The sequence below is a fragment of the Kutzneria kofuensis genome, from assembly GCF_014203355.1.
Taxonomy (GTDB): Bacteria; Actinomycetota; Actinomycetes; order Mycobacteriales; family Pseudonocardiaceae; genus Kutzneria; species Kutzneria kofuensis.
On the sequence record NZ_JACHIR010000002.1, the window covers coordinates 195,528 to 220,728 of the forward strand.

The window sequence follows — 25,201 nt, forward strand, 5'->3', positions numbered from 1 at the left end:
TCCCCTCCCGGGTCAGGTGCGATTGCGACCGACATGGACGTTGCGGGCGCGGAAGTAGGTCGGGGCCGTCGGGCCCGGCGAGCCGGCCGCGCCCTCCATCTGCAGGTCGATGATCAGCCACATCGGCCGGTCGACGAAGTTCGCGCCGCGGTGCGCGGCGACCCAGGTCCCGTCGAGGTAGTAGTGGATGTCCACGTCCGTCGGACCGGCCTTGGTGATCCGGGCCCGGTATCCGTGCCAGCCGCCGGGGTTCCGCACGTCGACGAGGGTGGTGGCGGTGCGGCCGGAGGCGTCGCGGTACGTGGTGAACCGGTTCCTGGTGTCACCCCGGAACTCCAGGATGTCGCTCTCCGGCGGCCGGCTCGCGATGCCGCTGAGCCAGCACGCCGGCCACGCGCCCATCGTCGCCGGCGCCCGGAACTCGCCCCTGATCTCCCAGTCGGGAAACCGGTCGCTGACCAGGATCGGCTGCTTGGTGTGGATCGCGCCGGAGCGGTAGTGGATCGCGCTGTACGGCCGGTGCAAACTGGTGCGCTCGGTCGACGGGGTGCGGGTGGCCTTCAGCGCCAGCACGCCGTCCGGCTCCAGGAACACGTGCTCGCGGTCGGCGACGGTGCTCGTCCGTGCGGCGCCGTTGTGGTCCGATCCCCAGGGATAGCCGTAGTTCCACGCCGCTTCGAGGCTCTGGTACCCGGCGAACGTGCCGTCCAGCACGGTCTCCCACACCGGCGGGGGCTTCGCCGCTCCGCCGGCCATGCGCGCGACGGCGGCGGTCAGCGGTCTTCTGCGGGCATGGATCATCCCCCACCTCCTGCACGCTCCGCCGACGCGGGCAGGCCGGTCCGCGCTCTCGTGACGTTCCGATTCGGCGACCGCGAATGTTATCGCTAACAGGCGGCGCGACCAGCAGCGTAGTGCCCGGGCGCCACCAGTCGCAACTACTCGCCGTGAGCGCTCGACAAGGTCTAGTCCACAAAGGATTTGACGGCCTGGGTGTTCGACTCTTTCGACAAGCCGGGCCCTTCTGCCTTTTGCGATTCAGAAAAGGCGGAAGGCGGTCACGGCGCGGTAACGAAGAATGCCGGGCGTTGACCGCCCTCACGGGCGCTCGTACGGTCGGCGATTGAACGAGCACGGCCGGTGATTTTCCACCGCAATGTTAGCGCTAACAATGTGAATGGGCCGGACGGGCGAGCCGTACGTGCGGAAGGAGTGCTATGGGGCAGGGAACGCGCCGATGGAGTCGCGTGGTGGGGGCGACGGTGCTGGCGGCGGTAAGCCTGGTGGCGCCGGCATGGGGCGGGCCGGCATCGGCCGGACCGAGCGCGCCGGCGGAAGCGCCGCCGATGGGATGGGCGTCGTGGAACAGCTTCGCGGCTCAGATCAACTACGGCGTGATCAAGGCTCAGGCCGACGCGATGGTGTCGAGCGGCATGCGGGACGCCGGATACCGCTACGTCAACATCGACGAGGGCTGGTGGCAGGGAACCCGGGACGCGGCCGGCAACATCACGGTCGACGCGAAGGACTGGCCGGGCGGCATGAAGGCGATCGCCGACTACATCCACGGCAAGGGCCTGAAGGCCGGCATCTACACCGACGCCGGCAAGAACGGGTGCGGCTACTACTACCCCACCGGACGTCCCGCCGCCCCCGGCTCGGGCAGCGAGGGCCACTACGACCAGGACTTCCTGCAGTTCTCCCGCTGGGGCTTCGACTTCGTCAAGGTGGACTGGTGCGGCGGCGACGTCGAGGGGCTCAACGCCCGCAACGCCTATCAGGCGATCAGCGACGCGATCGGCCGCGCCACCGCGAAAACGGGACGGCCGCTGACACTGTCCATCTGCGACTGGGGCAAGCAGGACCCGTGGAACTGGGCGCCGGGCATGTCGACGATGTGGCGCACCAGCCAGGACATCATCTACTGGGGTCAGAGCCCGTCCATGGACCGCGTCCTGGGCAACTTCGACGCGGCGCAGCACCCGACCGCCCAGAGCGCGGGCCACTACAACGACCCGGACATGCTGGTCGTCGGCATGCCGGGCTTCACCCCGGCCCAGAACCGGTCGCACCTGAGCCTGTGGGCGGTCTCCGGCGCGCCGTTGCTGGCCGGCAACAACCTGGCCACGATGACGGCCGACACGAAAGCGGCGCTGACCAACCGTGAGGTCATCGCGATCGACCAGGATTCGCTGGGACGGCAGGGAACCAGGGTGGCCGAAGACCAGCCGGGCCGGCAGGTCTACAGCAAGGTCCTCACCGGCAACCGGCGCGCGGTCGTCGCGCTCAACCGCACGGACGCGGCCGCGACGATCACCGTGCGCGTCGCCGACCTGGGCCTGAGCGGCCGGGTTTCGGTGCGGGACATCTGGAAGGCGGCCGACCTCGGCGCCAAGACCACGAGCTTCACGGTGACCGTCCCGGCGCACGACTCCGTGCTGCTGACGGTGACTCCGGCATGAGCACCGTGTCAGCGCTGACCGACCAACTCGGAGGAACGGCATGACGCGATCTTCCTTTGACCGCCGGGGCTTTCTCAAGGTCACCGCGGCCGGCGCCCTGGTCGCGACCGCCGCGCCCGGTGTCGCGCACGCCCAGGCCGCGATCGGCAACCCCGCCGACGGCACCGCGGGAGCCTCGTTCCCGCTGACCGCCGTCCGCCTCAACGCCAGCGCGTTCGCCGACAACCAGGCCCGCAACACCAGCTACCTGAACTTCGTCGACTCCGCCCGGCTGCTGCACACGTTCCGGCTCAACGTCGGCCTACCCTCCACCGCCCAACCGTGCGGCGGCTGGGAGAGCCCGACGACCGAGCTGCGCGGCCACAGCATGGGACATCTGCTGTCCGGCCTCGCGCTGACCTACGCCAACACCGGCGACCAGGCCGTGCTGACCAAGGGCCGCTACCTGGTCGGCCAGCTCGCGGCCTGCCAGGCGCGGGCGGCCGCGGCCGGCTTCCACCCCGGCTACCTGTCGGCGTTCCCGGAGAACTTCTTCGACCGGCTGGAGGCCGGCAGCGGCGTCTGGGCGCCGTACTACACCATCCACAAGATCATGGCCGGCCTGATCGACCAGTACGCGCTCACCGGCAACACCCAGGCCCTGGACGTGGTGACCAAGCTGGCCGACTGGGTGGACTGGCGCACCGCCCGGCTGTCCGACGCCCAGATGCAGCAGGTGATGGAGACCGAGTTCGGCGGGGTCAACGAGGCGCTGGCCAACGTCTATCTGCTCACCGGCGTCGAGAAGTACCTCACCGCGGCCAAGCGGTTCTACCACCGGCGGATCTTCGACCCGCTGGCCGCCGGCGTGGACCGGCTGTCCGGCAACCACGCCAACACCCAGATCCCCAAGATGATCGGCGCGCTGCGGATCTGGGAGCACACCGGGGAGCAGCGCTTCCACGACATCGCCTGGAACTTCTGGGACATCGTGGTGCGCCACCACACGTACATCATCGGCGGCAACAGCAACGGGGAGGCCTTCCACGACCCGGACGTGATCGCCGGGCAGCTCAGCAACAACACCTGCGAGAACTGCAACAGCTACAACATGCTGAAGCTGACCCGGCTGATCCACTTCCACGACCGGCAGCGGACCGACCTGCTCGACTACTACGAGCGAACCCTGTTCAACCAGATGCTCGGCGAGCAGGACCCGTCGTCCCCGCACGGCTTCAACATCTACTACACCGGCCTGTCGGCGGGCGCGTTCAAGCAGCAGCCGTCGTTCATGGGCACCGACCCGAACGCCTACTCCACCGACTACGACAACTTCTCCTGCGACCACGGCACCGGCATGGAGACGCAGGCGAAGTTCGCCGACACGATCTACTCCCGGGACGCCGCCGGCCTGTCGGTGAACCTGTTCGTGCCGTCCCAGGTCAGCTGGCCGGAGAGGAACCTGATCCTGCGGCAGGACACCGGTTTCCCGGACGACGCCAGCACCCGCCTGACCATGACGTCGTCCCCCGGGCAACTGACGGTACGCGTGCGGATCCCGTCCTGGGTGAGCGCAACGCCGCGGATCCGCCTCAACGGCGCCGATGTTCGGCAACCGGTGCACCCGGGAAGCTGGTTCTCCCTTGGCCGGCAGTGGAAGCAGGGCGACACGCTGGACATATCGCTGCCGATGAGCCTCAGGATCAACCCCACACCGGACGATCCGTCCGTGCAGGCGGTGACGTACGGGCCGGTGGTGCTCGCCGGCGGCTACGGCAACCGCGCGCAGATGGCGATGCCGAGGCTGGACACCGCTTCGGTCAAGCAGACGGTCGCCAAGCCGATGACCTTCACGGCCAAGGCGGACGGCCAGCCCGTGACCCTCACGCCGATCTCCCGCACGCACCACCAGCACTACACCGTCTACTGGCTGACCGGGACGCCGCCTCCGCCCCCGCCGGCCTTCGCCGCCTGGTACCAGTTCAACGAGACCAGCGGCACGGTCGCCGCCGACTCGTCCGGCAACGGCAAGAACGCCACCTTGACCGGCGGCGCGTCGTGGTCCGCCGGCACCGTGCAACTCAACGGCACCGACGGCTACGTGCAGCTGCCGGCCGGCGTCATCAACGGGGCTACCGCCTACTCGGTGGCGACGCGGGTCCGGCTGGACGCCGCCGAGAGCTGGTCCCGGATCTTCGACTTCGGCACCGGCACGACCGCGTACATGTTCCTGACCCCGAACAGCAGCGCCAACACACTGCGGTACGCGATCACCGCCGGCGGCGCCGACGGTGAACAGCAGATCAACGCCTCGGCACTGCCGGTCGGCTCCTGGCACCACGTCGCCGTCACCTACGGCAACGGCGTCGGCATCCTGTACGTCGACGGCGTCGAGGTCGGCCGCAACAACGCCATGTCCGTGCAGCCGTTGTCGTTCGGCAACGACGTCAAGCAGAACTACCTCGGCAAGTCCCAGTACGCCGACCCGTACCTGCGCGGCGCACTCGACGACTTCCGGCTCTACGGCCGGACATTGTCGCCGTCGGAGGTGGCGAAGCTGGCCGCCGGAACGGAAGGCGCTGTGTAGCACCGGCCGCAGGTCGTGGACGCCGCCCAACCGGCCGGCGTCCACGACCCTCCGCGGTAACGGGTCCGCAACAAAGCGTGCCGCCGCCGTTGTCGAGCCCGCACGCCGCGCATACGGTCTGCCGACAAGGCGCGTGTCGGCGGTCACAGGCCGTCGTAAACAACCGATCCTCCGCCATCTCGGGAGTACCACTGTGCAGAGACCACGGCTGACCGCCACGCTGTTAGCGCTAACACTGCTGGGGGCCGGCCTGACCGCCGCCGGCGCGTGGTCCGCGTCGGCGGCCGACGGGTCCGGCCCGACGCTGACCGCCGACGTGAGCCGCACGACGACAAACGTGAACAAGACCCAGTTCGGCGACATCGTCGAGGACATCAACCACTCCGTCGAGGGCGGCCTCGGCGCGAACATGGTGCGCAACAGCACCATGAAGGAGAACGGCACCTCGTCCTGGTCGGCCGTCACGGCCGGCGGCGGCGCCGGCACGATCGCCCTGGACACCACCCAGCCGCTGAACTCCGCCAACGGCAACTCCCTGAAGCTGAGCATCACCTCCAACGCCCGCGGCCAGCGCGTCGGCGTGGCCAACAGCGGCTTCTACGGCATCGGCCTGGCGCCGTCCACCAAGTACACCGCCACCTTCTTCGCCAAGACCGACGGCACCTTCCGCGGCGGGCTGACCGTCGACCTGGAGAGCACCACCGGCACGGTGTACGCCAAGGCGACCGTCCACTCGGTCAACTCCAAGTGGACGAAGTACAGCGTCACCATGACCACCGCCGCGAACACGCCGGTGTCCACCGCGAACCGCTTCGTCATCGCCGCCGACGGGGTCGGCGCGGGCTCCGCGCTGTACTTCGACGTCGTCACCTGCCAGCCGCCGACGTACCACAACAGCGGCCTGCGCAAGGACCTGATGGACAAGCTGGCCGCCACCAAGCCCGGCTTCTTCCGCGTCCCCGGCGGCAACTACCTCGAGGGCAACACGCTGTCGACGCACTTCGACTGGAAGACCACGATCGGCCCGATCGAGAATCGCCCCGGCCACCAGAACGACGCCTGGGGCTATTGGTCCACCGACCAGGCGGGACTCAAGGCGTACCTGGACATGGCCGAGCAGACCGGGGCGCAGCCGCTGCTGGCGGTCTTCGCCGGCTACACGCTCAACCACACCGTGGTTCCCCAGGACCAGCTGGCGCCGTACGTGCAGGACGCGCTGGACGAGATCCAGTACGCCATCGGCGGTCCGTACACCAAGTGGGGCGCCAAGCGCGCCGCCGACGGCCACCCCGCGCCCTACGACGTGCGCTACGTGGAGATCGGCAACGAGGACTGGTTCGACGGCACCGGCAGCTACAACAACTACCGCTTCCCCATGTTCCACGACGCCATCAAGGCCGCCTACCCGCAGCTGCAGCTGGTGGCCTCGGCGGCGGTGAACAGCCGGCCGGTCGACGTGATCGACGACCACTACTACAGCGGTGACACGTCGTACTTCACCAACGCGGCGCACACCTACGACGGCGCTTCCCGCAACGGCCCCAAGCACCTGGTCGGCGAGTACGCCACCACCAACGGCACCAAGGACAACCCGACCGGGACGCTGGCCGGCGCGGTCAGCGAGGCCGCGTTCATGACCGGCATGGTCCGCAACGCCGACGTCGTGGTGGGCGCCTCCTACGCGCCCGCGCTGTCGTCCGTCGACGACTTCCAGTGGCCCACCAACGAGATCGCGTTCGACGCCGCCACGTCGTTCGGCTCACCGTCGTACTGGGTGCAGCACATCTTCGGCACCAACACCGGCGACTACGTCGTCTCGTCGTCGCTGGCCGGGGCGGACGCGGCGGTGAACTCGGTGGTGACCCGGACCGCGTCCGGCACGGTGTACGTGACGGTCGCCAACCCGACCAACTCCCCCGTCACCACGCAGATCCGGCTCAACGGCGCCACTTCTGTCCGTCCCAATGGGACGGCGACCGTGCTGACCGGCGACCCGAACGCCCGCAACTCCATCGCCGCGCCCAACACCATCGCGCCGACGACGTCCACCTTCACGGCGTCGAACTCCTTCGCCTACACCTTCCCGGCGAACTCGGTGGTGGCGCTGAAGCTGAACGCCCCCGCGCCGCTCACCCCGGTGCTGAACGTCAACACCGGTCTGTCGCTGCACGTGACCACGCCCGGCGCCACCGATCGGTCCGTCGCGGTCTCCAACGGCGTCGGCACGACCACCGTGGTCACGGCCTCGTCGTCGGACGCCGACAAGCTGGGCGCCAGCTTCCTGCCGCGGCCGGGCCTGGCCGACCCGTCCTGCTACTCCCTGGAGTCGCGGGCGAATCCGGGCCAGTACCTGAGCCACCAGGGCGACCGGATCACGCTGGGCACGGACAAGCGGTCCGCCACCTTCTGCGCGGCCGTCGGGAACGGCACGGGCGTGGCGTTCCAGGCGTACGACGATCGGGATCGGTACCTCGCCTACCATGACGGCGGCCTCAGGCTGGACAACCGCCGCGACAGCTTCACCATCGGCGAGCCGTGGTGGCGCAGCGACGTCTCGGTGCCGCTGGGCCGCGCCTCGTGGCAGGCCGACACCGGCGACTTCCTGCGGCACCAGAACTACGTCGCGAAGACCTCGCCGATCACCTCCGGCAGCCCCGCCACCGATCTCCAGGACGCCACCTTCACCCTGGTGCCGGGCCTCTCGGACCACTCCTGCTACTCGTTCGAGGCCGTCAACTTCCCTGGCTACTACCTGCGGCACTACAACTTCCAGGTGGTGCTGAACAAGAGTGACGGTTCCGCCCTCTTCTCCGACGACGCCACGTTCTGCGCCATGACCGGCCACAACGGCCAGGGCATCTCCTGGCAGGCGTACGCCTACGAGGACCACTACCTGCGGCAGTTCCAGGGCAACGTCTACATCGGCGCCGATGGCGGCCCCCGCACCGGGGACGCGGCGACCGGGTGGGCGGACGACACCAGTTGGCTTCGGGCGGCTCCCTGGGCCGCCTGAGTAGAACGGGCGCCGGCGGCACGTGGTGTGCACCGTGCCGCCGGCGCTCTTTCAGCGCCGGGTGAAGACGAAGCCGAGCTTGTCCACCTCGTCGGCGGACCGCCCGTGGAAGCCGGCGATCTGCCACCCGTCCGGGGCGGTTCGGGTCACGCAGTCCGATGTGGACGAACCGCCGGCCAGTGTGTGCCCGAGGTTGGTGACGAAGCGGGCCGAGAAGATCCGCGTGTGGCCGCCGTAGCTGCCTTCGCACAGGGTCGCCGACGTCACGTACTCGTCGCTCCCCATCGCCAGCGACGCCGCCGTCCCGCCGCTGCCGCCGTGCGTCAGCGTGGTGCCGTTCTCCAGCGTGACGCCGACCTGGTCGACCCGGGAACCGCTGCGCAGGGAGATCGTGCGGACGCGTGCGGCGGCGGGAACCGAGACGACGTCGGTGAAGTAGTCGCCGTGCGGGCCGCCGAACTGGTCGGACAGTTGCAGCGCGGGGTTGCGGCTCCAGCTGAACCGCACGGTGATCGGATCGTGGTCGGACAGCATCTTGCCGTCGCCGTCGAGGAACTTGGCGTGCTCGTTGTTGTAGAGCGTCGCGTTGAGGGAGACGAGCTTGCTGCCGCGGTAGAGGACCTTGTCCACGACCTCGCAGTCGTTGGTGACGTTTTGCTCGTCGCACACCAGCGCCGGGCTGCCCGGCGCGGGAGCGCTGCCGCCGCGCACGAGTTGCACCCAGGCGTCGGTGAGGCCGTTGTCGGCGGCGAATCCGCCGATGGTGTCGGCGGCACGGGTGTAGCGCGTGTTGGTGTCGCCCATGACGATCACGGCGTTGCCGGCCGAGTGCGACTGGATGAAGGCGGTCAGCTGGGCGAGGTTGGACGCGCGCGACGCCTCGTCGCCGTCGTTGGTGCCGGCGTTCGTGTGCAGGTTGTAGACGTCGACGTACACCCCTTCGGCGAGCCGGACCCGCATGAAGGTGAAGCCCTTGGGGGTCAGGCAGTCCCCGGAGTCGACCTGGCACGAGTTCCAGTGCACCCGCTCGAAGTCGTCGCCGTCGTAGGGCAGCGACGACAGGGAGTTCAGGCCGCTGCCGATGCCCGCCCCGCCGCTGGTCGGCGTCCGGTACGGGTGGCTGTCGGCGGCGTAGAGCGCGGCGTGGTAGTTGAAGTCCTCCTCGACGTGCACGAGGTCGTACGAGCCGATGCGCTGCCCGATCGCCGTGGTTGCCGGCCCTCGGGGCGTCGGGGCGCTGGAGATGCCCTCGGGTAAGCCCGCCACGTTGTAGCTCAGGACGGAGAAACTGCCCCCGTCGGTGGTGTCGGCGTGCGCGGCCATCGGCGCCGCCGCGGGCAGCGTGGCGGCAAAGGCAAGGGCGGCAAGGCGTTTCTTCACTCGTGCTCCCTGAGGATTCGGATGGACATTCCGGTCGAGCTGTAACTGGGAACCGCCCGCACGCCCGGGCGGTCGACCGTGATCGCGGCGAACCGGCCGTGCATCCGCCGTGCCGTGAGCACACGGACCTGTCCGTGCGGCCACGACGAGCCCAGCAGGATTTCGAGAACGCCGCCGGAGACCACGATGGAACCGCCGGCCGCGTCCAGCACGTCACCGAGGCGCACGACCAGCCGGCCGCCGGCCTGGCGGTAGTTCGACACGCACAGGCCCTGCGTCAGCCGTAGCGTGCCATCGCAGAGGTCGACCGGTCCCGTGCCGAGTGACGACGCCACCAGGCTGCCCGCTTCGACGCGGGTACCGCCCCGGTACTGGTTGCGGCCGGTGAGGGTGAGCGTTCCGCTGCCCGCCTTGACGAGACCGCCAACGCCGCTGATGTCGTTGCGCCAGCTGTCGTTGGCGCAGAACCCACCGAGGGCGGCGTCCATCGAGACCCGGACGTCGGCGTCGAACGCGCCGTAACCGTCGGCCGCCGCGAACAGGTTCAGCCGACCCCACTGCTCGGGGCCGTCCATCAGCGGATTCCCCGCCGGGAAAGCCGTGGTCCGCAACACCTCGCGGCGCTGGGACGCGTCGAGGTAGGGCAGGCGGGTCTCCAACAGCACCTCGGCGCCCTTCGGCACCGTCATCGGCGTTCGCGCGGCCGAACCGGGCAACCCATAGGTCGAGTGGGCGGCCACCATGGCGGCGTTGGCCCGCCGATCCGCGTAGTCGTCGGGTCCGGTGTGCGCCCGCTCGTACAGGTTGTCGGCGCCGGTCTGCGCGGTGAAGTAGCGCAGCGCCTGCTCACGTGCGCCGGCCTTGAGCGTGGCGTTGGCCGGATCGGCGAGGGTGGCGGCAGCGAGGGCGGTTGCGAGGATTCGCCCGCCGATGACGTCGAGCGGCGAGTGCATACCGGCGACGATCCTGGTGTCAGCAAGGTCGTAGGCCCGTGCCACCAGCTCCTGGAACCGTTCCGGGATGGCGTAGGCCAGGGCGAGGCATGCCAGGTGGAACGCGTTGGTGTGGCCGCTCGGGTAACCCGCGTCGTCGATCGGGCTGGTGCTGCGCTGGCGCAGCAGCTGCGGCGCCACGACCACATCGGACTCGTACACCGGGTAGCCGAGGGCATCGACGCGCCCGGTGTCGACCACCCGGCTGTCGGTGGTCAGCCGCCACGGACGCGGATACTGGTAGGCGTACTTGCTCGGATTGCCGGAGGCGAACGGCCCGCGCACGGTGTTCACCAGCCGTGCCACCAGCCCCAGTTCCGAATCCTCGGCGCCCGCGCCGAGGGCCGACCCGGCCGGCGCGCCCGGCGGGATCGCGTCGTCGATCGTCGTCGGCGGCGTGCCGACCGGTGCGGTGGTGATGCTCGTGACGGCCTTCGCGCCCTGGCGGTAGAGGTCGGCCAGCGGACCCAGGCCGCCGATCGCCGCGTACGACTGGTGCTGGCGGTCGAAGATGAAGGCTCGTTCGGCCTGCGCCTGCGTGCGTGACCGGGTGACGGCGACGACGTGCCGCACGTTCGCCCGCAGTACCAACGGGTTGAGCACACGGCCGTCGTTCCACGTGGCGCCGGTCCGCCACAGTCGCTGCATCCCGGACAGCGCGCGGACCGCCGCATTGGTGTCGACCGTCCGATTGGCCGAGACGTTCGTGCGGTAGTTGTCGACGAAGGCCAACACGAGCGCTTCCGCCTGTGCGGCAGGAACATCGACCGCCGAACCGACGACAAGGCCGGCCGTGAGAAGGGTTGTCCGGCGCAGGAAGTCACGCCGCCCCAAGGTGCCCGATCTCAAACGCCCCTCCGAAATGTTAGCGCTCACATTTGTGCGGAACCGTGAGGAATGATCAGTGGGCGCCAACCGCACGTCAAGGGCCGTAGGTAGGGGTTTGCCGAGCGTCAATCCGTTGGACGATTCTGAGCCAGCTCCACCGTGCCATCACCTCGACGCCACACCCGCTCCCGCGCGGTGCCGTCAACGTCGCGCCACCGCAGGCGGACGGTGTCCTTCGCGTGCGGACCGGCGGTCACGTGACAGTGGGTCGGCGCGTGGTTCGACCACACGAGCAGGTCCACAGTGAATCCGCCACGAGCGCGCAGGCCGCGAACCTCGCCCTCGGGCCAGGCGGCCGGGAGCGCCGGCAACAGGTCGAGGCAACCGTCGTGTTGGGACTGGAGCAGCATCTCGGCGATGGCCGCCGTGGCGCCGAAGTTGCCGTCGATCTGGAACGGCGGGTGGGCGCAGAGCAGGGACGGGTAGACGCCGCCACGATCGCCGCCGGAGCCGTCGCTCGGAACGGGTCGCAGCAGGAGGTCGAGCAGCCGGTGCGCCCGGTCGCCGTCACCGAGCCGAGCCCACAACGCGGCCTTCCACGCCGTCGACCACCCGGTGCTCTCGTCGCCCCGCGCTTCCAGGCTTTGCCGCGATGCGACCCGATGCTCCGAGCTGGCGGTGTTTCCGGGAAAGACGCCGGCCAGGTGCGAGACGTGCCGGTGGGTCGGCTCGGTCTCCTCCCGGGCGGTGTGCCACTCCAGCAGCCGACCGTCCGATCCGACGGCTATCGGCCGCAGCCGTGGCAATGCGGCGGCGATCTCGGCCAGCAGCCCGGAATCAGCCGCATCACCGGCGTCCTCGGCGCTGCGTCGCAGGAAGCCGAAGAGTTCTCGGAGCAGCGTACCGTCCATTGTGGACGAGATGTCCACGGAGGCCGGTCCGTCCGCCGTCACGAAGCGATTCTCCGGCGAGGTGGCCGGGCCGGTCACCAGCCGGCCGTCCTCGTCCTCGTGCAGCAGATCCAGCGCGAAGCGCGCGGCTCCGGCGGCGACCGGCCACGCCGTGCGGCGGAGGAACTCCCGGTCCCGGCCGAACTCCCAGTGCTCGGCCAGGTGCAGGCACAGCCAGACGCCGCCCATCGGCCAGAACGACCACATCGGATCGCCCCGCCCGTCCCCCACCGGCCAGGTCGCACGCCACAGGTCGGTGTTGTGGTTGCAGGCCCAGCCCCGCGCCCCGAACAACTCGCGCGCCACCCCTCCGCCGGCCTCGGCCAGCTCCTCGACCAGGCGCAGCAACGGTTCGTGGCACTCCGGCAGGCCGGTGGTCTCGGCCGGCCAGTAGTTCATCTCCGTGTTGATGTTCACGGTGTAGTCGCAGTTCCACGGCGGCGTCACCTGGTCGTTCCACAGGCCCTGCAGGTGAGCCGGCTGCGTGCCCGCCCGCGAGCAGGCCAGCAGCAGATAACGGCCGAAGTCGAACAACAGCGGGATCAACTGCTCGTCCGGCTCGCCGTCGGCGCGGGCCTGAAGGCGCGCATCGAGCGGCCGGTCGGGTCCGGGGCCGCCGAGTCGCAGTGACACTCGGCCCATCCGCTCCGCGTGCTCGTCCCGGTGGTGCGCGCGAAGCTCCTCCCACGGCCGGTCGAACGCGGACTCGATCGCCCGCTCGGCCGCCGCCGCACATTGCCGCTCGTCCGAGGTGGGCTGTCGGTTCCACCCGGCGAAGTTCGTCCGCACGTCCACGAACACGGTCAGCTGTTGAACGCCGCGCAGCCGCAACACCTCGCCGTCGAGCACCAACGACCCACCCGACTCCAGCCGGACGCGGGCCACCGCCGCCGCCCGCAGGGCCCGATCGTCGTGCTCGACGACCGGGCCGCGCTCATCACTGCCGACATGCGCCGGCGCCGCCAACAACAACGTGAGGCCGTCTACGACGTTTCGCTGCTGCGGAGTCTGCCAGCGCAGTTCGCCGTCCCGCGGCACCGGGCTCGTCCAGTGCAGCAGCAGGAGGCCGTGCCGCACCTCGGCCAGGACCTCGGTGGTCGATCCGTCTGGCTGTCGGTGCGTGGCGATGCCGTCGACCAGGTTCAGCTCCCGACGGAGTGCCGCGGTGGCCGGCTCGGACCACCGCAGCACCAGGTCGCCGACCGGCTGGAAGGCCTCGGTGTCACGCCGCTGAACGGTCTTCAGCAGCTCGCCCGCCGCCACGTGGCGGCCGTCGCGGAGCATCGCCCGCACCGTGTCCAGCAACCCGTCCGGCACGGTCGGTTCGTCGCCGGCCGGCGGCCCGGACCAGAAGGTGTCCTCGTTGACGCTGCATCGGACCTCGTCGCCGCTGCCCCACACCATCGCGCCCAGCCGGCCGTTGCCCACCGGCAGGCCCTCGATCCAGCGCCGCGCCGGCCCGTCGAACCAGAAGCTCATACGGTCAGGATGCCGGGACGGACGACGACAACTGTCGAATGTTCGACGATGGGTCGCGATTCGCCGCCGTCGGTCCCGGCCGGATCACCCCCGTGACGTGATCAGCTGCCAGTCCGGGGGCAGGCCGTGCACGTCGGCCTTGTCACCCTCGGCCCGGATGTTCACCGCGGCCGGGCCCAGCCGCAGGTCGTCCAGGCGCACCTGCCCCCACGCCGCCGGGAGGGCGGGCCGCACGGTCACGGTCCGGCCCGGGACATGGGGCTCCAGCCGCAGGAACGACCGGACGAGCAGCACCGGCGCGGCGCTGGCCCAGGCCTGCGGCGAGCAGGAGGTCGGGTACGGCACCGGCGGGCTGAACTCGTCCCGGGAGAAACCGCAGAACAGTTCCGGCAGGCGCGCCCCGAACGAGGCGGCGGCGTCCAGTATCCCGGTGGCCAGCCGCTGGGCCAGCGCGGTCGCGCCGTCCAGGTGCGCGTACCGCATCAGGCCGGCGACCGCGATGGCCGTGTCGTGCGGCCAGACCGATCCGTTGTGGTAGCTCATCGGGTTGTAGGCGCCCATCGACGTCGCCAGCGTCCGCAGCCCGTAGCCGCTGTCCATGTCCTTGTCCGCCAACCGTTCGACCAGCACGGCGGCGTGCTCGTCGGGCACGATGCCGGTCCACAGGCAGTGCGCCACGTTGCTGGTCAGGGCATCCACCGGCCGCTTGCGTCCGTCGAGCGCGACGGCGTACCAGCCGCGGTCGGGCAACCAGAAGCGTTCGGTGAACCGCTGGCGCAGCGCCTCCGCCTCGGCCCGGCAGCGGGTGGCCGTCGCCGTGTCGTCGAAGGCCTCGGCCAGTTCGGCGCGGGCCAGCAGCGCCGCGTAGACGTAGCCCTGCACCTCGCACAGCGCGACCGGGCTGTCGGCGAGCCGGCCGGTGGCGTCGTTGACGCCGTCGAAGCTGTCCTTCCAGCCCTGGTTGATCAGGCCGCGGTCGGTGGCCCGGCGGTATTCGACAAAGCCGTCGCCGTCCCGGTCGCCGTGCTGCCTGATCCAGTTCAACGCCGAGTCGGCGGCCGGCAGCAACGCCCGCACGGTCTCCTCCGGCGCGCCCCAACGCCAGCATTCCGCCAGCAGCATCACGAACAACGGCGTCGCGTCCACGGTGCCGTAGTAGTGGCTGCCGCCGAGGACCCGCGTGCTGTCCGGGCCCAGCCGCAGCTCGTGCAGTATGCGGCCGGGCTCCTCCTCGGTGATCGGGTCCACCCGGGTGCCCTGGAGATCGGCCAACGTCTGCAGGGTGCCCAGCCCGAGACCGACGTCCAGCGGCAGCGCCATCCACGCGGTGAGCAGGCTGTCCCGGCCGAACAGGGTCATGAACCACGGCGCGCCGGCGGCGACGAAGGGCCGGTCGCCGCGGGTCTGGTCGTGGATCTGCAGCGCACCGAGGTCGCTTTCGGTGCGCTGCAACACCTGCGTGAGCACGGGATCGTCCGCGGTGATCACCGTGCTCGCGTTGCGCCACGCCTGGATCTTGCGGGCCGGGCCGCTGCTCTCCAGGCCCTCGCCCCGGTGGAACTGGGGCTGTACGCGCCGGTTGGCCAGGGTCGGCTGCGCGACGATCTCCGTCGTCCACCGCTGTCCCGCCGGCACGACGATGCGCCAGTTCAGCGCGCCCGGCGTGACCAGTGGATCGGACGACGCGCTCACCGACACCCCGCGCGAGGCGTTGCCCCGGTCCCGCAGCAGCAGCTCGTCGCCCACCACCGTGACATCGCAGCCGCCGTGCCCGCGGCCCTCCTTGACCGCGAACAGGTCGGCGAAGTCGGCGTCGACGTGCAGAGTGAGCGTGACCGCGCTGGCCTCGCGGCCGAGGTTCTGCAGCGTGATCGTCTCGCGCAACCCGTCGCCGAGCAGGCGTTCGCGCACCACGAGCAGGGTGCTGTCGGCGTGCCCGAGCTGGGGTGGGCGGCGCAGGACGAACCGTGCGGCGAACGCCTCCTGGGTGATCACCGACAGCGGGTGCGGCGGTTGGCCGTCCAGCCGCAGCTCCCACCGCGAGATGACCCGGGCGTCGCGGAAGAACAGGCCGTGCGAACCGCCGGGATGCACGTCGCCGGTCGCCTCCGACAGGCAGAAGGTGCTGCCCTCGACCAGGGTGACGGCGCCGCCGGCGATCGCCACCGGCTCGGCGGCGTTGAGCGCCTGCGGGGCCGTCACGTCCGCTCCCCGCTGGTCTGCAGGTCGGCTCGGTCGTAGGCGCGGTCGAGGTCGTGGTCCAGCGCCGGGTAGTCACGGCGCAGCTGCTGCAGGGAGCTGGTGGCGCCGTCGAGGACCGAGCGGTACGCCGCCTCGTACCCGGCGCCGAGACCGTCCACATCGAACAGTCGGGCGACGTGTTCCCGGCACTTCTCGGGCTCGATGCCCCGCACCCGTTCCAGTGCCGCCGGCAGCTGTTCCGGGTCGTCCAGCACCAGACCGGTGACGCCGTCGACGACGACCTCGGGCACGGCGCCGGAGCGCAGCGCGACCACCGGGGTGCCGCAGGCCATCGCCTCGATCATCACCATGCCGAACGGCTCCTCCCACTGGATGGGGAACAGCAGGCAGCGCGCCGACTTCAGCAGCTCGCGCTTCTGGCGCGCGTCGGCCACGCCGAACACCTCGTCCCGCTCGGTCAGCCGCGGCCGGACCTCACGGTCGAAGTACTCCTTCTCGATCGGCTCCGCGCACTTGCCCGCCAGCACCAGCGGCAGGCCGGCGGCGTGGGCGGCCTCCAGCGCCAGGTGCGGGGCCTTGTCCGGGTGGAACCGGCCGAGGAACAACGCGTAGTCCCGCTTGTCCCGCTGGAACGGGAAGTCCCGCACGCGGACCGCGTTGTGCACCGTCGCGACCCAGTTGAGGTCCGGGGCGAGTTCGCGCTGCCGGTCGCTGATGGCCACCAGGCTCACGTCGTCGCCGAGTTCGCGGTAGTAGCGGTGCATGTCGGCGTTCACCGGGCCGTGCACGGTCAGCACGGTCGGCAGGCCCAGCTCCCGGTAGCCGCCGGCGTTGAGAGCGCCGGCGAAGGTGTGGTCGTGCACCACGTCCACGCCCTCGGTGCGGGCCAGCCGCTCGACGGCGCGCCTGGCGGCCAGGGCGTGCATGACCTCCGGGTACGGCTCGCCGAGGCGCTCGGGCACCGTGCGGTCCCACACCGGCAGGAAGTCGGCCGCCGTGCCGGGCCGGCCCGCACCGATCAGGGTCACGCGGTGACCTCGTCGGACCAGCGCGTCGGCGAGGTCGGCGACGACGGCCTCGACCCCGCCGTAGGCCTGGGGCGGGACGTCGAAGTAGGGCGGCACGATCATGGCGATCCGGAGCTGCCCGTCGGGCGTCGCGCCGGTGACGGGGTGGCGCTCGGACGGGCGGCGGACACCGGGCGTCCGGGATGCGCCAGCGGAAAGCAGGCCGCTCAAGAGTTCCTCCTCGAGCTACGAGCGAACCACTGTTAGCACTCTCTGCCTTGGAGTGCTAACAAGCGGATCCGTTGCGCGGCAAGAGGTCTGACCGAAATCGTGAAGGTGATCACAGCGCGCCGAGCTGGCCGCGCAGGTCGGCGATCTGGTCGCGGGCGGCGGCGAGCTCGTCCTCCAGGCCGATAATGCGCGCGGTCGCGGCGAGGGTGTGCCCCTCGTCGAACAGGGCCCGGATCCTGGCCACCAGTTCGAGCTGGCGGCGGCTGTAGCGGCGATGGCCGCCGCCGGACCGGTGCGGCCGGACCAGCTCGGCGGTGTCCAGGCTCCGCAGGAATGCCTGCTGGACGCCGAGCAGGTCGGCGGCCTGACCGGTGGTGTAGGCGGGGTAGTCGGCGTCGTCGAGCTTGTCCAGTGCCACGCGTGCCTCCTCGCCCCGCCACCTGGGCCCACACGCCCTACTTCAGGGTAGCTACAGCAAGGGGTTGACACAATCTGCAGTGCGCGCTACAAAAAATCCATCGCGGTCAGTACCCCGGTGATGGTGGTCTGGGAGTGATCGAGATGACGGACGCACACGTTCTCCGTGCCGATGTGGCCGGCCGGCGGTCACAGACGGACAGCAACGGCTTCGCGGAGCTGCTGTGCGCCGAGCCGGCGTGGCTGCAGGACGAGTTCGCCGCGATCATCACGGCCAACTTCGGCCCGTCCGCCTTCGATCCGGACCTCCCCCCGCCACCGCCGCACCGCGACATCCCGGCGGCGCCGCGGCCCGGCCGCCGGGAATCCCGCCCGGTCACCTCGACGCTGTCGACCGACGCGGACCGCACGGCCCGACGAGTCGGTGCCCGGGAGCGCTCCCCTCCGCCGACACGGCGATCGTGGAAGGGCTGTGGTCCGCGCGAGGAGGTGGTGCCCACGGCGGCCGAGAGCCGACCCATGATCAAGGTGTGCTTCCGCTCAGGTTGGGTCCGAACTGCCCGCCACGGTCGGGGTGACCGCGGCGGGCATTCCCGCGTCGGACAGCCTGGTCACCGTCCCGGTCGACCGGCAGGGAGGACAGCGATGAGTTTCGACAAGCCATGGAACGACGTGGCCGACCAGCTGCGGCCGGCCAGGCCCGATCTCGACGAGCCCGATCTCGACGTCGCCGGCGAGGAACCCTCGGACGACCCGTCGTCGACGCCCGAGGCGGACCCGGCCGATGTCGCCGACCAGCGGCGGGTCGTGCCGCTGCCGGACGACCAGCCGTGGCCATGACCTCACGGCGTTGAGCCCGCGGACCGAGCACGACCTGCCCGGCACGTTGACCACTACCAGTAGCCGCCTCGTGCTCAACTCACCACGATTCGGTCGATGTCGGGGGCCCAACCGCCGGCGTTGGTGATCAGGATGGTGTTGGCGCCGGCCACGAGCGTGAGGGTGGCTGTCACGGAGCCGACGGTGTCCCAGCCGCCGCTGTTCGGCGTGCCGACAGTGGTCGCCGCGCCGCCGTTCGCGCTGATGGCGATCGACCGGTCCTCGCCGGAGGCGTAGTAGACGGTGATCCTGTGCGCGCCGGCGGTGGCGGTGACGTTGTTGAACCGCAGGTAGTTCGCGGTGCCGTTGCCGACATAGCCGACCAGGGCTCCTCCCGAGGCTCCGGATGAACTGCGCACGGCGGCCTGGCCGCCCAGAGTGTTGCCGCCGGCCTCCGCCTCGTACGAGTTGCCTTGTGGCGGCGCGCCCGCGATCTTCCAGTACACCGTGTACCGGGTGTGGTGGGTCTGGTGGAACGGCAGCAGGGACACCGATCCGGTGCTCGCGGTCGCGGTGAAGCGCAGCGGATTCGCCGAGTCCTGTACCAGCGTGTCCGTCCGCAGCGTGGGCAGCACGCCGCCGAGGTCGGTGGTGCCGTACTGGCCGGCCAACACCACGGGGCCGTACTTCACCGCACCGACACCGGAGTTGTCGTTGGCCCGCGGGAAGCTCAACGACGCCGGCAGCGACACGTCGACCACGTCACCGTCGGCCCAGGTGCGGTCGATCGTCGCGTACGTCCCCGGCGTGACGGCCACGCTCGGCGGCGCCCCGTTGACCCTGATCGTCGCGCCGGAGGTCCAGCTCGGGATTCGGATCTTCAACGCGATGTGGCCGGACCCGCCGATGGTGAGCCGCGTGCTCGACGCGCTCGGGAAGGTGGTGTCCTGCTTGACCGTGATCGCGCGGCCCGGCCAGGTCAGCACCGAGGCGGTGAACAGGTTCACGTACAGCGTCTCGCCGGCGTAGAAGTAGATGCTGTCGGCGAACTTGGTCTGCGACTCCATGCCGGTGCCGTGGTCGCAGGTGAAGTCGCCGTAGTCGTTGGAGTACGTCTTGATGCCGCCGGCGCGCAGCGGCGTGTAGTAGGTGACGAATCCGTGCGCGGAGGTCGGGTCCTGCTCGCCGAGGATCTGGTTGAGCAGCGCCAGTTCGTAGTAGTCCATCAGCTCGGCGCGGGTGGGGTCGGTGAAGAACAGCTGTCGGGTCAGCTTGAGCATGTTGTAGGTGTTGCAGACCTCGCACGTGGTGTCCGACAGCTGGCTCGCGACGGCGTCCGGGGTCTGGAAGTACTCGCCGTTGGAGTTGCCGCCGATCACGTAGCTGTGGTGGGCGGTGACGATGCGCCAGAAGTTGTCCGCGATGTCGCGGTACCGGGTGGTTCCGCTGGCGTGGTATTCCCGGATCGCCCCGATGATCTTCGGGATCTGGGTGTTGGCGTGGAATCCGGCGAGTCGGTCCTGGTTGGCCGCGAGCGGGTCCAGGATGCGGGCGTGGTCGAACCGCTGTGCGGTGGTGAGGTGGTCCCGGTTGCCGGTGACCAGGTAGAGATTGGCCAGCACCTCGGGCATGCCGCCGAACTCGGTGTCCAGCACGGCCTGCATCTGGGCCTGGCTGAGCCGGTCGGTGCGCCACTTCACCCAGCCGGCCATGCCGGTCAGCACCGTCAGCGCCTGGCTGTTGCCGGCCAGGGTGTACTGGTCCAGCAGGCCGGCCATGATCTTGTGCAGGGTGTAGTACGGCGCCCACACCTGCTGGCCGCTCTCCAGCCGGTCGAAGAAGCTCTCGGGGTACGCGGACAGGTAGCCGGCGTGGAAACCGGCGTTGGGTGACGCGCTCTGGCAGGCCGCCAGCGAGCTGACCAGGTAGTCGCCCTTGCTCTTGTAGGTCGTGTCGCCGGTGTTCGCGTACGCCTGAGCCAAGCCGGACATCAGGTGGCCGGTGGAGTGGCCGCGCAGCTCGGTGTTCGGGCTTTCCCAGCCGCCGCAGGGCTGCGCCGAGCTGGGCAGGCCGACGTTGATCCGGAACATGTGCAGCAGCCGGTCGGGGTCGACGAACCGGAAGTAGGCCAGCGTGCGGTTCATGTTGTCGAGGAACGGGCTCGCCAGCAGCCGCACCGCGCTGAGCGGGAACGGGTACGCCGACACGCCGACGGGTGTCGGTGCGGCGGTGGCCGCCTCGGCCTTTGACGCCAGTGCGACACCGGCGGAGACCGCGCCGACGGCTTTGAGCATGGTGCGTCGGTTCAAGGAGTACATCGTTGGACCTTTCCCCAGGAGCGCCGGTGCGCTTCGCGCACCGGCGCTGGTCGGCTCAGCTGGCCAGGGTGATCGTCACCGTGTTCGCGCTGGCGGTGACGGTGTGTGTGCCGGCGTTGTAGCTGCCGCCGCTGACGGCGGTGACGCCGACGCTGAGGAACACCGGCAGCTGGATGTAGACCGGGCCGCCGGGCAAGGTGCCGGAGAGGGACACGGTGACGGTGCGGCCCGAGCCGGAGCCGCTGACCGCGAGCGACACGCCGTAGGTGGAACGGCTGCCGGAGGAGACGTCGTAGCTGGTGGTCAGGTTGCCGACCGAGATGCTCTGGCCGGCGGTGAGCCAGCCGTTCGGGACGCCACGTCCGACGTAGAGCGGCCGCGTGTAGGTGTACGGCCCCGTGCCGGTCGACGACAGGCCCTCGGCCACCAGGGACTCCAGCAACCCCTGCTGCTGGCCGGCGATCGGCCACGCGTACGGGCAGGCCCCGAACTCCGGCCCGGCGTGGCTGCCGATCCACGGGTTGTTGGAGTCCGGCCCGTCCCCGTTGGCCTCCCACCAGGCGTTCGGGCCGCCGGTGGTGGTCTTGATCTGCCAGGCGTAGCTGGTGATCGGCAGGTCCCGGTAGTTGTTGGAGAACAACCCGTCCGAGGAGTACGAGGTGTTGTACGCGGTGGAGTAGCCGTTGAAGGCGCCGAAGGTGGGATACGGGTAGCCGCTGCCGGAGAGGCGGTTGAATCCCCACTGGTACATCCGGTCGATCTGTCCGGGGTCACCCATGACGCCGTTCAGCGTGCCGCCGGCCAGCATCGTCGACCACTGGTTCTGCCCGACCCAGCCCGGCGACGCCCAGTTCGCGTCGTTGACGGTGTTGCAGCGGTTGGCGCTGTTGGGCTTGTCCACCTCACACGGCAGATAGGTGAACCCGTTCGCCGACTGGTTGCGGCCGACCACGGTGTTGAGGGCGTTGAGCAGCTTGGTGTAGGCACCGTCGGCCCACTGCGCCTCGCTGGTCTGCCCGATCCTGGTCGCGATGTACTTGTAGGAGGCCAGCATCTGCAGCGCGGAGAAGTTGCTGAACAGCCAGCGGCCGGTGGAGTCGTTGTCGAAGTTGGCCTGCAGCGTGCCGTCGGAGGCCAGCTGCGCCGGGTACTTCACCCGGGCGATGGTGTACAGGCTCGGCCCCCACTGGGCGGAACCGCCGGCGTCGTCGTGGAAGAACTGGCTGACGAAGGAGGTGTCGTTGGTCTTGGCCAGATAGGTCGCCCAGGCGCCCATCGTCTTCCACACGCCGTCCCAGTACCAGTTGGCCCCGACCTCGTCCCAGTTGTCCTGCTCGGAGATCCGCGCGGTCAGCAGCAGGTTGCGGCCGTCGTGAAAGTCGCCGGTCTCGAACTTGGCGGTCAGTTCGCCAGGCGCGTCGTGGTTGAGGATCCAGTTGTAGTTGTTGGCCCCGGAGAACTGCGCCTGGCCGATCTGCGTCATCAGGTTGTAGATCGTGCCGGCCTTGTAGGCGTTGGTCATCGCGGTGCCCGGATTGGCCAGGTTGCCGGTGTTGGGCAGCGTGGTGTTGGGCAGGCTGAACGTGTTGAGCTCGGCCAGCCGCGAATTCCAGTACGAGGCCATGTGGTTGTAGGCGGTGTCGTAGTTCGGCGCACCGCCCGACAGCACCGACCCGGTGGGCAGCGCCGCCCCGTTGCCGAAGTTGTCCACCGCCACAACGAAGTCGTGATTGCTGGTCTGCCCGGGCTGCACGGTGTCCAGTGCGGAGCTGGTGAGCCGCACCAGGTTCGGCCCGGAGCCGCCGGGCGGCACTGTCACCGCGGCGGACCCGTTGTCGGTGACCGAAACCCGGGTGTAGACCAGCATGAAGCTGTTGCCGTTGACGGTCTCCTTGTCGGCGAAGTTCTTGATGGTGATGCCGACGTTGCCCGACGTCCGGCTGGTCTTCATCGCGGGCAGGTAGCCGTTGTCCTCGGTCCACTGCACGCTCTGGCGCCCGGGGGCGCCGCCGTAGTTGTACGCGCTGAACGAGTACATGCCGCCGCACAGCCCGTTGTACGTGCTGTTCACGCCGCGGGCGAAGAACGAGCCCGACAGGTAGGAGAACACCGGCCAGTAGTTGCCGTCCCAGCCCAGTGCCGTGGTGTTCTGGAAACCCTGGCCGTACGGGTCGTTCGGGGTCTGGAAGTTCGTGCCGTACGCCCTCGGCAGGCCGGAGTTGTGGCACGCGTTCGGGTTCAGGTTCGGGATGCCCTGGTAGCCGCTGGGCGGCGGGGTCGTGCCTCCGCCGCCGCCGAAGCCGGCGATCTGCCAGGCCCGGCTGGCCGCGCCGGAGCACGGCAGTTGGACCAGGGCGGTGTTGTTCACCGTGCTGTCCCCGGATGGAGCGACGCACTTGCCGGAGCTGACCGATACGACGGTGAACGTGTTGCTGGCGCCGCTCACCGGCTTCAGGTGGAACTGCTGGTTCGTTCCGGAATGGCAGCCGTACTGGATCACTGCCGCGTTGTCGCTGTCGGACGCGCCGGAGATGTCGAGGCAGTCTCCCGCGGTGACGGTGCCGATCGTGTACACGTCACCGGAGACAGGGGTGAACGTGAACGACTGGTTGGTCCCGGAGTTGCAGGACCACTGGACGAGTTGCAGCCCGCTGGTGCCCGCGCCGCCTGGTACGTCGGCGCAGTTCCCGTTGGCCTGGTTGACCATGGTGCTGGTGAAGCCGTCGGCGGCGTGCGCCGCGGTCGCCGGGACCATCACGGCGAGCGCGGCGACCGCCAGGAGAACCGATCGTCGTGGAGCGACAGGACACTTCATCGGGCCCTCGCAGGGAATCGGTTGTTCAGTTGAGTTGGATGTAGTCCAGTTCCGCGTATCCGGTGCCGCCAGCGAAGTACGGCGCGCCCTTGGCCAGCCGGATCACGTTGTAGCCCGTGTGCAGGTTCACGGTGGTGGTTGTGGTGGCGCCGAACTTGCCCCAGCCGGCGGTCGGCGGATAGCTCACGGTCGACCACGAGCCGCCGTTGTAGGCAAGTCCTTGGGTGGCAACGGCTCCGGTGCCGTTGGCGTAGCCGATGGTCATCGTGTAGGTCCGCGTCTCCGGCACGTTGACGACGAAGTCGACGTAGCTGTCGCTGCGCGGATCGCCGGAGTTGTCGATCCGCCCCACGTAGCCGCCGTTGGACGCGCTGGAGCTGGACAGCCGCTGGGCCCGGAACACCGACGCGTTCTCCGCCTCGTACCGTTGCTGGTAGGCCGGAACACCGCCGGTCGGCTGGACCACCAGGTGGTATGCGCTGGTCGCCGACATGTTCGGCACCGAGACGGTGATCTGTCCATTGGAGACGGTGTAGGTGGAGTCGGAGATCGTCGTCGGCGCGGCCACCGCCGTGAACCGACCGGAGGCCGGCGTGGACTCGAGGGTGACCCGGACCGTGCCGCCCATCGCGCCGAGACCGCTGACGCGCACGGAGTTGGTGCCGGCCTCGTCGCCGAACACGACGTCGGCCCGGCGGCGGGTGGGATCGTAGGCGGCGAAGCCGTCGAGCCCGGTCTGGGCCGGCGGCGTGGTGGTCACCATGGAGCCGGCCATGTCGCCGTACCACTTGTACAGCCACCACGTGCCGGTCGGCTGGTTGTTGTTCACCACCAGGCCGTTGACCGTGCCGTACTCGTACCAGAAGGCCCGGTCGGCCGCCCACACGCCGGCCCGCTCGAACTTGGCGATGTAGTTCGCGACGCGGCCGGGCACGTCGACCTCGTCGGTCCACGCGTACTCGTTGATGAAGATCGGCCGCGGGCTGATGCCCAGCGACGACTCCAGCGACCGGTAGGCCGCCACGTCCGCCGCGACCGACCCGCTGGTGTGGCCCAGCTCGTGCCAGACGACGACGTCCGGCACCGTGTTGGTGTTCTTGGCGTTGACGAGGAACGCCCGCATCCGGGTGGCGTCCCAGTGCGAGTAGCCGGGCCCGGCGACCGGCGTCACCGTGTCGCGAGTGCGGATCCGTTGCACGGTACGGGTCCAGCCGGCGTTGAAGTCGCCCGCGGCCGCGGTGTTCCAGGTGCCGTCCGGCTCGTTCCAGATCTCCCAGGCGGCCACGTTGCTCACCGACCCGGCGGCCAGCCGCCTGGACACCATCGTGTCCACCTTGGCCAGCCAGTCGTCCCAGCTGACCCACTTGTACGGGAAGTCCGGGTAGATGTCCGGCATGCGGATCACCTCGCCGGCGCCGACCCGGTCCGCCTGCGGCGCGACCAGCAGGCCGTCGCCGCCGGGCGGCTGGCCGTTGGGCTTCTGCCCCACTCCGGGCGGCGGCTGGGTGAGGGTGTTCATCTTGATCGGCAGCAGTGTCGAGTCGGCCGGTCGGCCGTTCTCGGCCAGGGCGTACAGACCGCCGGACGCGACGTGCGTGACCGGCCGGAACGGCGATCCGACGTCGACGGCCAGGGTGTGGCCGGCGGCGTGGGCGGACGGTGCGAGCAGGGCGGTCATCGCGACGACGATGCCGGTGATCCCGAGGCGTCGTAGTGCCATCG

14 protein-coding genes are annotated in these 25,201 nt (G+C 70.0%); 4 read left to right on the plus strand and 10 right to left on the minus strand.

Annotated features, from left to right (window positions below; genetic code table 11):
* Positions 1–12: 12 nt before the first annotated feature.
* Positions 13–801, minus strand: coding sequence for a glycoside hydrolase family 16 protein (locus BJ998_RS40035; RefSeq protein ID WP_184869349.1), 789 nt, complete (start codon positions 799–801; stop codon positions 13–15).
* A gap of 449 nt (positions 802–1,250) precedes the next feature.
* On the opposite strand from BJ998_RS40035, the gene BJ998_RS40040 reads away from it, so the two are divergent.
* The 3 genes from BJ998_RS40040 to BJ998_RS49425 all read left to right on the plus strand — a co-directional run bounded on the left by BJ998_RS40040 (position 1,251) and on the right by BJ998_RS49425 (position 8,041).
* Positions 1,251–2,462, plus strand: a complete 1,212-nt coding sequence (locus BJ998_RS40040; protein WP_312890613.1) for a glycoside hydrolase family 27 protein — start codon at positions 1,251–1,253, stop codon at positions 2,460–2,462.
* Between the two features lie 40 nt (positions 2,463–2,502).
* Positions 2,503–5,028 carry a glycoside hydrolase family 127 protein gene (locus tag BJ998_RS40045; protein ID WP_184869351.1) on the plus strand — a complete coding sequence of 842 codons (2,526 nt, stop codon included), beginning with the start codon at positions 2,503–2,505 and terminating at the stop codon, positions 5,026–5,028.
* 193 nt (positions 5,029–5,221) lie between these two features.
* Entirely contained in the window at positions 5,222–8,041 is a 2,820-nt protein-coding gene (locus BJ998_RS49425) for an alpha-L-arabinofuranosidase family protein (RefSeq protein WP_184869352.1), read from the plus strand.
* A 51-nt stretch (positions 8,042–8,092) separates the two neighbouring features.
* Here the strand turns inward: BJ998_RS49425 and BJ998_RS40055 are convergent, their stop codons facing one another.
* The 6 genes from BJ998_RS40055 to BJ998_RS40080 form a co-directional block, all read right to left on the minus strand.
* Entirely contained in the window at positions 8,093–9,421 is a 1,329-nt protein-coding gene (locus BJ998_RS40055; RefSeq protein ID WP_312890614.1) for a jacalin-like lectin, read from the minus strand.
* On the minus strand, positions 9,418–11,148 hold the full coding sequence (locus BJ998_RS40060) for a phosphatase PAP2 family protein (RefSeq protein WP_312890615.1): 1,731 nt from the start codon (positions 11,146–11,148) through the stop codon (positions 9,418–9,420). Before BJ998_RS40060 ends, BJ998_RS40055 begins: the two co-directional genes overlap by 4 nt.
* A 218-nt stretch (positions 11,149–11,366) precedes the next feature.
* The gene (locus BJ998_RS40065; protein WP_184869353.1) at positions 11,367–13,670 is read right to left on the minus strand and encodes a glycosyl hydrolase family 95 catalytic domain-containing protein; all 2,304 of its coding nucleotides are present in this window, start codon (positions 13,668–13,670) and stop codon (positions 11,367–11,369) included.
* A gap of 84 nt (positions 13,671–13,754) precedes the next feature.
* Positions 13,755–15,872, minus strand: coding sequence for an amylo-alpha-1,6-glucosidase (locus BJ998_RS40070; protein WP_184869354.1), 2,118 nt, complete (start codon positions 15,870–15,872; stop codon positions 13,755–13,757).
* A complete protein-coding gene (locus tag BJ998_RS40075; RefSeq protein WP_184869755.1) occupies positions 15,869–17,002 on the minus strand; it encodes a glycosyltransferase family 4 protein in 1,134 nt (377 codons plus the stop codon). The genes BJ998_RS40070 and BJ998_RS40075 overlap by 4 nt, the downstream gene beginning before the upstream one ends.
* A 217-nt stretch (positions 17,003–17,219) precedes the next feature.
* Positions 17,220–17,528 (minus strand): MerR family transcriptional regulator, encoded by a 309-nt coding sequence (locus BJ998_RS40080; protein WP_184869355.1) that lies wholly within the window; start codon positions 17,526–17,528, stop codon positions 17,220–17,222.
* Positions 17,529–18,172: 644 nt separating this feature from the next.
* On the opposite strand from BJ998_RS40080, the gene BJ998_RS40085 reads away from it, so the two are divergent.
* The gene (locus BJ998_RS40085; protein ID WP_184869356.1) at positions 18,173–18,367 is read left to right on the plus strand and encodes an Rv3202a family protein; all 195 of its coding nucleotides are present in this window, start codon (positions 18,173–18,175) and stop codon (positions 18,365–18,367) included.
* Between the two features lie 74 nt (positions 18,368–18,441).
* Here the strand turns inward: BJ998_RS40085 and BJ998_RS40090 are convergent, their stop codons facing one another.
* The 3 genes from BJ998_RS40090 to BJ998_RS40100 are packed head-to-tail and all read right to left on the minus strand — an operon-like array spanning position 18,442 to position 25,199.
* A complete protein-coding gene (locus tag BJ998_RS40090; RefSeq protein ID WP_184869357.1) occupies positions 18,442–20,664 on the minus strand; it encodes a beta-L-arabinofuranosidase domain-containing protein in 2,223 nt (740 codons plus the stop codon).
* Between the two features lie 55 nt (positions 20,665–20,719).
* On the minus strand, positions 20,720–23,479 hold the full coding sequence (locus BJ998_RS40095; protein ID WP_184869358.1) for an RICIN domain-containing protein: 2,760 nt from the start codon (positions 23,477–23,479) through the stop codon (positions 20,720–20,722).
* Positions 23,480–23,504: 25 nt separating this feature from the next.
* Complete coding sequence (locus tag BJ998_RS40100; protein WP_184869359.1) at positions 23,505–25,199, minus strand: carbohydrate-binding protein; 1,695 nt, start codon at positions 25,197–25,199, stop codon at positions 23,505–23,507.
* Between the last annotated feature and the right edge of the window lie 2 nt (positions 25,200–25,201).